This is a genomic window from Burkholderia arboris, from assembly GCF_038723655.1.
GTDB lineage: Bacteria > Pseudomonadota > Gammaproteobacteria > Burkholderiales > Burkholderiaceae > Burkholderia > Burkholderia arboris.
Map to the genome: position 1 here is coordinate 1,615,457 of NZ_CP109821.1, position 12,856 is coordinate 1,628,312.

Below are 12,856 nucleotides of genomic sequence, written 5' to 3' on the forward strand. Positions count from 1 at the left end.
TCTCCGTCCGTTATTTCGAGTGTCTGCGTAGTGGTGGCGCCGGATCAGTTGGCGGCCTGTTTTGTCGGCTTGGTGGTGTCGGGCGCGGCGAGCGGCGTACCGGTCGCATCGAACCCGCCACCCAGCGCCTTGATCAGTGCGAGCTGCATGTCGCGGCGGCGCATCTTCAGGTTGGTCACCGTCTGCTCCGAGGCGAGGCGGTTGCTGTCCGCCGTCAGCACCTGCAGTTGCGGCGACAGCCCGGCCTTGTAACGGATCACCGCGAGATCGTAGGCGCGCGTCGACGCGTCGAGTGCGCGTTGCGCGTCGCCCATCTGGCGATCGACCGCGCGGATCGACGCGACCTGCGTCGCGACGTCGTTCAGCGCGCTGATCAGCGTCTGGTTGTAGTTCGCCACCGACAGGTCGAAGTCCGCGTAGCGGCCCTTGAGCTGGGCGCGCAGCGCGCCGGCGTCGAAGATCGGCAGGTGGATCGCCGGGCCGAACTGCGCCTGGCGGCTCGCGAAGTTCAGGAATTTGCCCCAGCCGAACGCATCGAAGCCGAAACCGGCCGCGAGGTTCACGTCGGGGTAGAACTCGGCCTTCGCTTCCTTCACGTCGTGCATCGCGGCCTCGACCTGCCAGCGCGCGGCGACGATGTCGGGGCGGCGCGACACGAGATCGGCCGGCAGGTTGCCGGGCAGCGCGACTTCGCCGCTCGGGTTCATCACGGGCGCCGCGATCTGCAGCCCGCGATCCGGCCCCTTGCCGAGCAGCGCGGCGAGCTGGTAGCGCACCGTCGTGATCTGGCCGTCGAGGTCGGACAGCGAAGCCTGGGTCGTCGCGATGTTGCCGCGGGCCGTCTGGCGTTCGACGTTGGTGTCGAGGCCGGCCGACACGCGGCCGTCGGTGATCTTGCCGACCGTCTCGCGGTTGGTGATCTCGCGTTGCGCGATGTCGCGCAGCGCATAGAGCTGCGCGAGCGAGTTGTAGCTACGCGCGACCGACGACGCGAGCGTGATGCGCGCCTGCTGCATGTCGGCTTCGGCGGACTTTTCCTGCGACACGGCCGTGTGCAGGCGTTCGCGGTTCTTGCCCCACAGGTCGAGTTCCCACGACGCGCTCGCAAGCGCGTTGTTTTCGCTGTACCACTGGCCGCCGTACGGGGGCGGGAACAGTGCGTTCGACGAGTACAGCTCGCGTGTCCACGAATAGCTGGCTTCGGCCTTCGGCATCAGGTTCGAGCGCGACGATTCGATGTACGACGATGCCTTCGCGATGCGTGCCTGCGCCTGCGCAATCGACGGATTGCCTTGCAGCGCTTCGTCGATCAGCTTCGGCAATTGCGGATCGCCGAACTGGTTGGCCCAGTCGAGCGCCGGCCACTGGCCACCCTGGGCCGGCAGGCTCTGGGCGGATTCGAATTGCGACGCCGGGGCGATCTGCTTGTCGCTCTTGATGCCGAAGTAGTTCGCGCAGCCCGCCAGCGCCAGTGCGGCGACCGCGGCGGCGACGGCGGCGCGGCACGATCCGGCGCGCTCGGACAACGGGGAGGATTTCATCGCGCTAACCCCTGACTCGGAATGAATGATGGACACTGCAAGGATTTCCTTACATTAATCTGTCAAAAGTAATTGTTATGGCAACTATTACGCGATGCTGGCGCCAGCCGTCTCGCAATAGTTGCTGAGAATGCGGCGCAACATGCTCTTCAGGAACCCGACTTCTTCCGGCGTAAACCCGTCCAGCACCTGATCGAGCACGCTGCGGAAAATCGGCGGCAGCCGTTCGGCAAGCGCACGGCCTTCGTCGGTGAGTTCGAGGCGCACGACGCGCCGGTCCTCGATACTGCGGACGCGGGACAGCAAGCCGCGTTTCTCGACCCGGTCGAGCAGGCGCGTGACCGCGCTTGCGTCGATCCCGTATTCGCGGGCGAGTTCGGCGGCCGTCGAGCACTTGCCGACCGCGATCATGAACAGCATGCTCGCCTGCGTGCCCGTGATGCCGAGCTCTTCCTGCGTGCGTTGCGTGACGAGGTTGGTCATCACCGACTTCACGCGCGACATCAGATAACCGACGCTGTCGTTCATCTGATACGTGGACAGTGGCGAAACGGGCGGTTGGGTAGGAGAATCCGACATAAAACCCTGAAGCTGCAATAGTTGACTAGGCAGCAGTATAGGCACAATTGCTTGCCGCGGCAAATGTTAATCGAACGGCAAAGGGCGTGCTTCGTCGCTCGAGAATCCCTTGTCTCGATAAGGTTTTTGGCGCCGCTGCGGGCGGCGGGGCCGGATGGGTTGCCGGTTTCGGGGGAGGGCGGAGCAGTCCGTCTTGGCACGTTACATCGTGTCGGTCAGCTCTCGACATTCTCACGTGCTATAATTTGTGGCTTTCCAAGCTGCAACAGCGCGCGCCCGTGAAAACGAGCGGGCGCGTTTGCGCGTTCAAACGATTTCCAGGTTTCTATGACCCGCGCCCTTCGCAATATCGCCATCATCGCTCACGTCGACCACGGCAAGACGACGCTCGTCGACCAACTGCTTCGCCAGTCCGGCACCTTCCGCGACAACCAGCAAGTCGCCGAGCGTGTGATGGACTCGAACGACATCGAAAAGGAACGCGGGATCACGATTCTCGCGAAGAACTGCGCGGTCGAATACGAAGGCACGCACGTCAACATCGTCGACACCCCGGGGCACGCGGACTTCGGCGGTGAAGTCGAGCGCGTGCTGTCGATGGTCGACTCGGTGCTGCTGCTGGTCGACGCGGTCGAAGGCCCGATGCCGCAGACGCGCTTCGTCACGAAGAAGGCGCTGGCGCTCGGCCTGAAGCCGATCGTCGTCGTCAACAAGATCGACCGCCCGGGCGCGCGTATCGACTGGGTGATCAACCAGACGTTCGACCTGTTCGACAAGCTCGGTGCGACCGAAGAGCAGCTCGACTTCCCGATCGTCTACGCGTCGGGCCTGAACGGCTATGCGTCGCTCGACCCGGCTGCGCGCGATGGCGACATGCGCCCGCTGTTCGAGGCGATCCTCGAGCACGTGCCGGTTCGCCCGGCCGATCCGGAAGCGCCGCTGCAGCTCCAGATCACGTCGCTCGACTATTCGACGTACGTCGGCCGGATCGGCGTCGGCCGTATCACGCGCGGCCGCATCAAGCCGGGCCAGCCGGTCGTGATGCGCTTCGGCCCGGAAGGCGACGTGCTGAACCGCAAGATCAACCAGGTGCTGTCGTTCAAGGGCCTCGAGCGCGTGCAGGTCGAGTCGGCCGAAGCGGGCGACATCGTGCTGATCAACGGTATTGAAGACGTCGGCATCGGCGCGACGATCTGCGCGATCGACACGCCGGAAGCGCTGCCGATGATCACCGTCGACGAACCGACGCTGACGATGAACTTCCTCGTCAACTCGTCGCCGCTCGCGGGCCGCGAAGGCAAGTTCGTGACGAGCCGCCAGATCCGCGACCGCCTGATGAAGGAGCTGAACCACAACGTCGCGCTGCGCGTGAAGGATACGGGCGACGAAACGGTGTTCGAAGTGTCGGGTCGCGGCGAGCTGCACCTGACGATTCTCGTCGAGAACATGCGTCGCGAAGGCTACGAGCTGGCCGTGTCGCGTCCGCGCGTCGTGATGCAGGAAATCGACGGCGTGCGTCACGAGCCGTTCGAGCTGCTGACCGTCGACCTCGAAGACGAACACCAGGGCGGCGTGATGGAAGAGTTGGGTCGCCGCAAGGGCGAAATGCTCGACATGGCGTCGGACGGCCGTGGCCGTACGCGTCTGGAATATAAGATCTCGGCACGTGGCCTGATCGGCTTCCAGAGCGAATTCCTGACGCTCACGCGCGGCACGGGCCTGATGAGCCACATCTTCGATTCGTACGCACCGGTCAAGGACGGTTCGGTCTTCGAGCGCCGCAACGGCGTGCTGATCTCGCAGGACGACGGCGCAGCGGTGGCCTACGCCCTGTGGAAGCTGCAGGATCGCGGCCGCATGTTCGTGAAGCCGGGCGATGCGCTGTACGAGGGCATGATCATCGGCATCCACAGCCGCGACAACGACCTCGTCGTGAACCCGATCAAGGGCAAGCAGCTGACCAACGTGCGTGCTTCGGGTACCGACGAAGCCGTGCGTCTCGTGCCGCCGGTCCAGATGTCGCTGGAATACGCGGTCGAATTCATCGACGACGACGAGCTCGTGGAAGTGACGCCGCAGTCGATCCGCCTGCGCAAGCGCTTCCTGAAGGAGCACGAGCGTCGCCGCGCGAGCCGCGAAGGCGCGGTCGACTAAGCATTTCGACCGTTCGCTGCATCACGGAAAAGGCTGCCTTCGGGCAGCCTTTTTTGCACCTGCGCGATGTGCAACCGGATGACCTGCAAAACACTGTTCCCGCAGGTCGTGGCAATCCGGCAAAACCCCGTCGCGCGGTGCTTTCAGGCACATTTCGCCGTGAACTCCGGTATCGGTTCTGTGATATGCTGCGCGCACGCAAGTTTTAGGTCCTTCCAAGCAAGACTTGATTCGCAATCCGCTAAACGGTCAGGCCGTGTCGCGGAAGGTTGAGTAACCCGCTATTTCTCGAGAAGCTCGAAGAAAGGTGAGCGTAAAATGTCAGATGTAATGAAGCAGTTTCAGCTGAACTCCTATCTGTTCGGCGGCAATGCTTCGTACGTTGAAGAACTGTACGATGCATACCTCAACAATCCGGCGTCGGTGCCGGAGAATTGGCGAGAGTATTTCGACGCGCTGCAGAATGTGCCTGCAACGGACGGCTCGAGTGCCAATGACGTCGCTCATTTCCCGATCGTCGAATCGTTCGCCGAGCGTGCGAAGGCCAATGCCTTCATCCCGCGCGAAAGCACGAGCAACCTCGCGACCGCGCGCAAGCAGGTCCATGTTCAGTCGCTCATCAGCGCCTATCGCTTCCTCGGCTCGCAATGGGCCAATCTCGACCCCCTGAAGCGTCGCGAACGTCCCGCCATTCCCGAACTCGAACCCGCGTTCTACGACTTCTCCGAAGGCGACCTCGACCAGACGTACAGCGCAAGCAACCTGTACTTCGGTTTCGACCAGGCTTCGCTGCGTGACATCGTCAAGGGTCTGCGCGACACGTATTGCGGCACGATCGGCGCCGAGTACATGTACATCAGCGATCCGGAGCAGAAGCGCTGGTGGCAGGAGCGCCTGGAGTCGACCCGTGCGACGCCGGCATTCTCGTCCGACAAGAAGAAGCACATCCTGAATCGCCTGACGGCGTCGGAAGGTCTCGAACGCTACCTGCACACCAAGTACGTCGGCCAGAAGCGCTTCTCGCTCGAAGGCGGCGAAAGCTTCATCGCGGCGATGGACGAAGTCGTCCAGCACGCGGGCAAGAGCGGCGTGCAGGAAATCATCATCGGCATGGCCCACCGCGGCCGTCTGAACGTGCTGGTCAACACGCTGGGCAAGATGCCGGCCGACCTGTTCGCCGAATTCGAAGGCAAGCACGTCGACGACCTGCCGGCCGGTGACGTGAAGTACCACAAGGGCTTCTCGTCGGACGTGTCGACGGAAGGCGGCCCGGTCCACCTGTCGCTCGCGTTCAACCCGTCGCACCTCGAAATCGTGAACCCGGTGGTCGAAGGTTCGGCGAAGGCGCGGATGGACCGTCGCGGCGACGAAGACGGCCTGCAGGTGCTGCCGGTGCAGATCCACGGCGACGCGGCCTTCGCTGGCCAGGGCGTCGTGATGGAAACGCTGAACCTCGCGCAGACGCGCGGTTACGGCACGCACGGCACGCTGCACATCGTCATCAACAACCAGATCGGCTTCACGACGTCGGACCCGCGCGATGCGCGCTCGACGCTGTACTGTACCGACGTGGTCAAGATGATCGAAGCGCCGGTGCTGCACGTGAACGGTGACGATCCGGAAGCTGTCGTGCTCGCGATCCAGATCGCGATCGACTACCGGATGCAGTTCCACAAGGATGTCGTGATCGACATCGTCTGCTTCCGCAAGCTGGGTCACAACGAGCAGGACACGCCGGCCGTCACGCAGCCGCTGATGTACAAGAAGATCGCGCAGCACCCGGGCACCCGTGCGCTGTACGCCGAGAAGCTCGTGCAGCAGGGCGTGATCACCGCGGAAGACGCCGACAACTACGTGAAGGCGTACCGCAAGGCGATGGACGACGGTCACCACACGGTCGACCCGGTCCTGTCGAACTACAAGAGCAAGTACGCAGTCGACTGGGTTCCGTTCCTGAACCGCAAGTGGACGGATGCAGCCGATACGGCCGTGCCGCTCGCCGAACTGAAGCGCCTCGGCGAACGCATCACGACGGTCCCGGAAAACTTCAAGGTTCACCCGCTCGTCGAGCGCGTGATCAACGACCGCCGCAACATGGCGCGCGGCGACCAGCCGCTCGACTGGGGCATGGGCGAACACCTCGCATTCGCGTCGCTCGTCGCATCGGGCTACTCGGTGCGCCTGACGGGCCAGGACTCGGGCCGCGGCACGTTCACGCACCGTCACGCGGTGCTGCACGACCAGAACCGCGAGCGCTGGAACGACGGTACGTACGTGCCGCTGCAGAACATCGCCGAAGGCCAGGCGAAGTTCACGGTGATCGACTCGGTGCTGTCGGAAGAGGCGGTGCTGGGCTTCGAATACGGTTACTCGACCGCCGAGCCGAACACGCTCGTGCTGTGGGAAGCGCAGTTCGGCGACTTCGTCAACGGCGCGCAGGTCGTGATCGACCAGTTCATCTCGTCGGGCGAAGTGAAGTGGGGCCGCGTGTCGGGTCTCACGATGCTGCTGCCGCACGGCTATGAAGGGCAAGGTCCGGAACACTCGTCGACGCGTATCGAGCGTTTCCTGCAGCTGTGTGCAGATCACAACATGCAGGTCGTTCAGCCGACGACGCCGGCGCAGATTTTCCACCTGCTGCGCCGCCAGATGATCCGCCTGTTCCGCAAGCCGCTGATCGTCGCAACGCCGAAGTCGTTGCTGCGTCACAAGGAAGCGGTGTCGGACCTGTCGGAACTGGCGAAGGGTTCGTTCCAGCCGGTGCTGGGCGAAACCGACGGCGGCATCGACGCGAAGAAGGTCAAGCGCGTGCTGGCGTGCTCGGGCCGCGTGTATTACGACCTCGTCGCGCATCGCCGCGAAGCGAAGGCGAACGACGTCGCGATCATTCGTATCGAGCAGCTGTATCCGTTCGCGCACAAGCAGTTCGAAGCCGAAATGAAGAAGTACGAGAACGCGACTGAAGTGGTCTGGGTGCAGGACGAGCCGCAGAACCAGGGCCCCTGGTTCTACGTCGAGCACCATCTGAAGGAAGGCATGAAGGAAGGGCAGAAGCTGGCATACAGCGGCCGTCCGGCTTCGGCCTCGCCGGCGGTTGGCTACTACGCGAAGCACTACGAGCAGCAGAAGGCCCTGATCGAAGGTGCTTTCGGCCGCCTGAAGAGCGGATCGATCGCGAAATAACCGACGGAAGCGAAACGGGAAGGCGCGCGGCGCTTTCCCGTCTCTTTTGGCCTGCCGGGCGCGTGGCGCGCCGCACCGGCCGAAGGAATCGCACGAACCTCGTCATTACCCAGATTAAGCATCCAGGAAAATCACATGGCTATCGTAGAAGTCAAAGTCCCCCAGCTTTCGGAGTCGGTTTCGGAAGCGACCATGCTGCAGTGGAAGAAGAAGCCGGGCGAAGCAGTCGCGCAGGACGAAATCCTGATCGAACTCGAGACCGACAAGGTCGTGCTCGAAGTGCCGGCACCGGCAGCGGGCGTGCTCGCGCAAGTGCTGCAGAACGACGGTGACACCGTGGTTGCCGATCAGCTGATCGCGACGATCGACACCGAAGCGAAGGCAGGTGCTGCCGAAGCAGCGGCTGGCGCCGCCGAAGTCAAGCCGGCCGCAGCGCCTGCTGCCGCCGCACCGGCCGCACAGCCGGCCGCCGCAACGGCATCGTCGGCAACCGCATCGCCGGCTGCCTCGAAGCTGCTGGCCGAGAAGGGCCTGTCGGCGGGCGACGTCGCAGGTTCGGGCCGCGACGGCCGCGTCACGAAGGGCGACGCACTGTCCGCAGGCAGCGCACCGAAGGCCGCTCCGGCCGCCGCACCGGCCAAGGCCGCTGCCGCGAAGCCGTCGCTGCCGGAAGTGAAGGTGCCTGCGTCGGCAACGACCTGGCTGAACGACCGTCCGGAACAGCGCGTGCCGATGTCGCGTCTGCGTGCGCGTATCGCCGAGCGTCTGCTCGAATCGCAGCAGACCAACGCGATCCTGACGACGTTCAACGAAGTCAACATGCAGCCGGTCATGGACCTGCGCTCGAAGTACAAGGACAAGTTCGAGAAGGAACACGGCGTGAAGCTCGGCTTCATGTCGTTCTTCGTGAAGGCGGCCGTGCACGCGCTGAAGAAGTTCCCGCTCGTGAACGCGTCGATCGACGGTAACGACATCGTCTACCACGGCTACTTCGACATCGGTATCGCTGTCGGCTCGCCGCGCGGCCTCGTCGTGCCGATCCTGCGCAACGCGGATCAGCTGAGCCTCGCCGAGATCGAAAAGAAGATCGCCGAATTCGGCCAGAAGGCGAAGGACGGCAAGCTGTCGATCGAGGAAATGACGGGCGGTACGTTCTCGATCTCGAACGGCGGCGTGTTCGGCTCGATGCTGTCGACCCCGATCATCAACCCGCCGCAGTCGGCCATCCTCGGCGTGCACGCGACGAAGGAGCGCCCGGTTGTCGAGAACGGCCAGATCGTGATCCGCCCGATCAACTACCTCGCGCTGTCGTACGACCACCGCATCATCGACGGCCGCGAAGCCGTGCTGTCGCTCGTCGCGATGAAGGATGCGCTGGAAGATCCGGCACGTCTGCTGCTCGACCTGTAAGCCGAGTCTCACTGCATTGACCCGTTCCGCAGGTTCGCGCACGCGCGCGAACCTGCGGACGTACAAGTAGAAAGGATTGTCATGTCCAAGGAATTTGACGTCGTCGTGATCGGTGCCGGCCCCGGCGGCTACATCGCCGCGATCCGCGCCGCGCAGCTCGGCAAGACCGTTGCCTGTATCGAGAAGTGGAAGAACCCGGCCGGCGCGCTGAAGCTCGGCGGCACGTGCCTGAACGTCGGCTGCATTCCGTCGAAGGCGCTGCTCGCATCGTCGGAAGAGTTCGAGAACACGTCGCATCACCTGGCCGACCACGGCATCACGGTCGACGGCGTGAAGATCGACGTCGCGAAGATGCTCGGCCGCAAGGATGCGATCGTCGAGAAGATGACGAGCGGGATCGAGTTCCTGTTCAAGAAGAACAAGATCACCTGGCTGAAGGGCCATGGCAAGTTCACCGGCAAGACCGATGCCGGCGTGCAGATCGAAGTGAGCGGCGAAGGTGAAACCGAAGTCGTCACCGCGAAGAACGTGATCATCGCGACGGGTTCGAAGGCGCGTCACCTGCCGGGCGTCCCGGTCGACAACAAGATCGTGTCGGACAACGAAGGTGCGCTGACGTTCGACTCGGTGCCGAAGAAGCTCGCCGTGATCGGCGCAGGCGTGATCGGCCTCGAGCTCGGCTCGGTGTGGCGCCGTCTCGGTGCCGAAGTGACGGTGCTCGAGGCGCTGCCGGCATTCCTCGGCGCAGCGGACGAAGCGCTCGCGAAGGAAGCGGCCAAGCTGTTCAAGAAGCAGGGCCTCGACATCAATCTCGGCGTGAAGATCGGCGAAGTGAAGGCGACCGCGAACGGTGTGTCGATCGCCTACACGGACAAGGACGGCAACGCGCAGACGCTCGACGCCGACCGCCTGATCGTGTCGGTCGGCCGCGTGCCGAACACCGACAACCTCGGTCTCGAGGCAATCGGCCTGAAGGCGAACGAGCGCGGCTTCATCGACGTCGACGACCACTGCCGTACGGCGGTGCCGAACGTGTACGCGATCGGCGACGTGGTGCGTGGCCCGATGCTCGCGCACAAGGCGGAAGACGAAGGCGTGCTGGTCGCGGAAGTGATCGACGGCCAGAAGCCGCACATCGACTACAACTGCATTCCGTGGGTGATCTACACGTACCCGGAAATCGCATGGGTCGGCAAGACGGAGCAGCAGCTGAAGGCGGAAGGCCGCGAGATCAAGACGGGCAAGTTCCCGTTCTCGATCAACGGCCGCGCGCTCGGCATGAACGCACCGGACGGCTTCGTGAAGATGATCGCCGATGCGAAGACCGACGAACTGCTCGGCGTGCACGTGATCGCCGCGAACGCGTCGGACCTGATCGCGGAAGCCGTGGTGGCGATGGAATTCAAGGCGGCGTCGGAAGACATCGCCCGCATCTGCCATCCGCACCCGTCGATGTCGGAAGTGATGCGCGAAGCGGCGCTCGCCGTCGACAAGCGCTCGCTGAACAGCTGAGCACGGACTAGCGCCTGCCGGCCATCGGCCGGCGCAGCCGTCTCATGACGAAGGCGGGCGGGGTTTCCCGCTCGCCTTCGTTCTTTCTGGTTTGCCCGATGAACGTCACCGAATACTACGCGCGCGAACTGACCACGCGCGGCTATCAATCCGATCCCGCTCAGCGTGCGGCCGTCGATCGCCTGCAGCGCTGTTTCGACGAATGGGTCGAATACAAGGCGCGCCGCTCGAACGCGTTCAAGAAGCTCATCAATCATCCGGATCTCCCGCGCGGCGTGTACATGTGGGGCGGGGTCGGCCGCGGCAAGAGCTTCCTGATGGACAGCTTCTACGCAGTGGTGCCCGTGCAGCGCAAGACGCGCCTGCATTTCCACGAGTTCATGCGTGAAGTGCACCGCGAACTCGAGGAACTGAAAGGGCAGGCCGATCCGCTCGACGAACTCGCGCGGCGCATCGCGAAGCGCTACCGCCTGATCTGCTTCGACGAATTCCACGTGTCGGACATTGCGGACGCGATGATCCTGTACCGTCTGCTCGACCGCCTGTTCAACAACGGCGTGCAGTTCGTGATGACGTCCAACTACGATCCCGACGACCTGTACCCGGACGGCCTGCATCGCGACCGCATGCTGCCGGCGATCGCGCTGATCAAGGACCGGCTCGACGTGCTGAACGTCGACGCGGGCGTCGATTATCGCCAGCGCACGCTCGCGCAGGTGAAGATGTATCACACGCCGCTCGGCGCGGATGCGGATCGCGAACTGCGTCACGCGTTCGGCAAGCTCGCCGCGGTGCCCGACGAAAGCCCGATCCTGCATATCGAGAAGCGCGAGCTGAAGGCGCTGCGCAAGGCGGACGGCGTGGTCTGGTTCGACTTCGCGACGCTGTGCGGCGGCCCGCGTTCGCAGAACGACTATCTCGAACTGGCGAGCCGTTTCCACGCAATCGTGTTGTCCGAGGTGCCGCAGATGTCGCCGCGGATGGCGTCCGAGGCGCGCCGCTTCACGTGGCTCATCGACGTGCTGTACGACCACAAGGTCAAGCTGCTGATGTCCGCGGCGGTGCCGGCGGAGCAGTTGTACATCGAGGGTCCGATGGCCAACGAATTCGCGCGCACGGTGTCGCGCATCGTCGAGATGCAGTCGAAGGAATATATCGAAACGCCGCGTCGCATCGTCGATACGTCGCTGACCTGATTGCGCTTTCTGGCAATTGACGGGATTCAAACGTCAATTCCGGTCAAATTCACGCAATCTCGGGGTATTTTCGGATTTGTCTTATATTCATCGTTGAGGTGAGCCGATATCGTTGTGTCATGGTTACTAAGGCTGGAGATGTCCATGACACCGTATCGCGATCTGACCGACCACGAGTGGCGCTGCGTTGCGCCGCTTCTGCCCGAAATGCAGCCGCGCACCGAGTTGCGCGGCCGTCCGTTAGCCAATACGCGGGGCGTGCTGAACGGCGTGCTCTGGGTGATCTACAGCGGCGCAACATGGTCGGCCATACCGCGCCGTTACCCGTCGTATCAGACATGCCATCGCCGCTTCAAGGTCTGGCACGACACGGGCACGCTGATGAATGTGATGCGTGCGCTTTATGGCGATGCCGGCATGAATCTGTGCAACGAATTGTCCGCGCGGATGCGCAAGCACGCGCAATCGAAGGCGGCCGAGGCGCGTAGCAACGCGGCACCCGCGTATCGCTCCCCCGGCGACTATCCGCCCGATTCGCTGAAGCATGCTGCGTGATGCTGATCGGTTTCCGTTGCGTCCGCACCCAAAGAAAATCGGCCTGACGACTTCGTCGCAGGCCGATTTTTTCATTGAGCCGCGCGAGTCGGCGCGTGCTGCGTTATTGCTGGCGAACCCAGGTCTGCGAGCGGCCGAGCAGCGATACGCCGATATAACCGCGCACCACGAGCTTCTGGCCGCCGTCTTCAAGCGTCATCTTGCACTTGTAGACCTTGCCGTTTTCCGGGTCGAGAATGTTGCCGCCGTCCCAGTGGTCGCCTTCCTTCTTCATCGCCTTGATGATCGTCATGCCCTTGATGAGCTGATCCTTGCGCTCGTCCGTGCAGGCGGTACAGCGGCGATCGGGCGTATCGTTCGCGCCGAGGCCCTTGACGACCTTGCCCGTCAGCGCGCCGTCGCCGTCTTCCGCGATCTGCACGAGTGCCTTCGGCTGGTGGGTGTTGTCGTCGATCGTCTGCCACATGCCGATGGGATTGTCGGCTTGTGCGAACGTGGGGGCTGCGCACGCGAGCAGGGCGCCGGCGATGGCGATTGCACGCAACGGGCGGGTCAGTTGAATCATTGTCATCCTCCTTGTTTTGCATGTCGTGTTCGATTCGCCCGCACGACCGTCTGCATGGGGCGGGCATGTTGCGAGCTTCGCCAGAATACGTGAAACCGCGCGCCACGTTTGATAGAGGGGACTCTAATCGAAACAGCCCGCGTGGCGCGGGCTGTCGGGTG

At 63.6% G+C, this 12,856-nt stretch carries 9 protein-coding genes; 6 read left to right on the forward strand and 3 right to left on the reverse strand.

Annotated features, from left to right (window positions below; all coding sequences use genetic code 11):
- Window positions 1-44 precede the first annotated feature (44 nt).
- A complete protein-coding gene (locus tag OHZ10_RS07585) occupies window positions 45-1,541 on the reverse strand; it encodes an efflux transporter outer membrane subunit (protein WP_059234673.1) in 1,497 nt (498 codons plus the stop codon).
- 87 nt (window positions 1,542-1,628) lie between these two features.
- Complete coding sequence (locus OHZ10_RS07590) at window positions 1,629-2,120, reverse strand: MarR family winged helix-turn-helix transcriptional regulator (protein WP_174991418.1); 492 nt, start codon at window positions 2,118-2,120, stop codon at window positions 1,629-1,631.
- A 327-nt stretch (window positions 2,121-2,447) separates the two neighbouring features.
- Here OHZ10_RS07590 and typA point away from each other — a divergent pair, with 327 nt between their 5' ends.
- From typA to OHZ10_RS07620, 6 genes are all read left to right on the forward strand, one after another.
- Window positions 2,448-4,274 carry a translational GTPase TypA gene (gene typA / locus OHZ10_RS07595; RefSeq protein ID WP_059234670.1) on the forward strand — a complete coding sequence of 609 codons (1,827 nt, stop codon included), beginning with the start codon at window positions 2,448-2,450 and terminating at the stop codon, window positions 4,272-4,274.
- 318 nt (window positions 4,275-4,592) lie between these two features.
- Window positions 4,593-7,457: a 2-oxoglutarate dehydrogenase E1 component gene (locus OHZ10_RS07600; RefSeq protein WP_059234668.1), complete on the forward strand. Its 2,865-nt coding sequence runs from the start codon at window positions 4,593-4,595 to the stop codon at window positions 7,455-7,457.
- A 135-nt stretch (window positions 7,458-7,592) separates the two neighbouring features.
- Complete coding sequence (gene odhB, locus OHZ10_RS07605; protein WP_059234666.1) at window positions 7,593-8,867, forward strand: 2-oxoglutarate dehydrogenase complex dihydrolipoyllysine-residue succinyltransferase; 1,275 nt, start codon at window positions 7,593-7,595, stop codon at window positions 8,865-8,867.
- An 81-nt stretch (window positions 8,868-8,948) separates the two neighbouring features.
- Complete coding sequence (lpdA, locus tag OHZ10_RS07610) at window positions 8,949-10,379, forward strand: dihydrolipoyl dehydrogenase (RefSeq protein WP_059234664.1); 1,431 nt, start codon at window positions 8,949-8,951, stop codon at window positions 10,377-10,379.
- Window positions 10,380-10,477: 98 nt separating this feature from the next.
- Window positions 10,478-11,575, forward strand: coding sequence for a cell division protein ZapE (gene zapE, locus OHZ10_RS07615; RefSeq protein ID WP_059234662.1), 1,098 nt, complete (start codon window positions 10,478-10,480; stop codon window positions 11,573-11,575).
- A 144-nt stretch (window positions 11,576-11,719) separates the two neighbouring features.
- On the forward strand, window positions 11,720-12,130 hold the full coding sequence (locus OHZ10_RS07620; RefSeq protein WP_059234660.1) for a transposase: 411 nt from the start codon (window positions 11,720-11,722) through the stop codon (window positions 12,128-12,130).
- Between the two features lie 103 nt (window positions 12,131-12,233).
- Here the strand turns inward: OHZ10_RS07620 and OHZ10_RS07625 are convergent, their stop codons facing one another.
- On the reverse strand, window positions 12,234-12,695 hold the full coding sequence (locus OHZ10_RS07625; RefSeq protein ID WP_059234658.1) for a DUF2147 domain-containing protein: 462 nt from the start codon (window positions 12,693-12,695) through the stop codon (window positions 12,234-12,236).
- Between the last annotated feature and the right edge of the window lie 161 nt (window positions 12,696-12,856).

Excerpts from the sequence above, each read along its gene's own strand:
- OHZ10_RS07600 (WP_059234668.1), top strand. The coding sequence starts at position 4,593 with ATGTCAGATGTAATGAAGCAGTTTCAGCTGAACTCCTATCTGTTCGGC.
- OHZ10_RS07620 (WP_059234660.1), top strand. The coding sequence starts at position 11,720 with ATGACACCGTATCGCGATCTGACCGACCACGAGTGGCGCTGCGTTGCG.
- OHZ10_RS07585 (WP_059234673.1), bottom strand. The coding sequence starts at position 1,541 with ATGAAATCCTCCCCGTTGTCCGAGCGCGCCGGATCGTGCCGCGCCGCC.
- typA (WP_059234670.1), top strand. The coding sequence starts at position 2,448 with ATGACCCGCGCCCTTCGCAATATCGCCATCATCGCTCACGTCGACCAC.
- OHZ10_RS07590 (WP_174991418.1), bottom strand. The coding sequence starts at position 2,120 with ATGTCGGATTCTCCTACCCAACCGCCCGTTTCGCCACTGTCCACGTAT.
- OHZ10_RS07625 (WP_059234658.1), bottom strand. The coding sequence starts at position 12,695 with ATGATTCAACTGACCCGCCCGTTGCGTGCAATCGCCATCGCCGGCGCC.
- lpdA (WP_059234664.1), top strand. The coding sequence starts at position 8,949 with ATGTCCAAGGAATTTGACGTCGTCGTGATCGGTGCCGGCCCCGGCGGC.
- odhB (WP_059234666.1), top strand. The coding sequence starts at position 7,593 with ATGGCTATCGTAGAAGTCAAAGTCCCCCAGCTTTCGGAGTCGGTTTCG.
- zapE (WP_059234662.1), top strand. The coding sequence starts at position 10,478 with ATGAACGTCACCGAATACTACGCGCGCGAACTGACCACGCGCGGCTAT.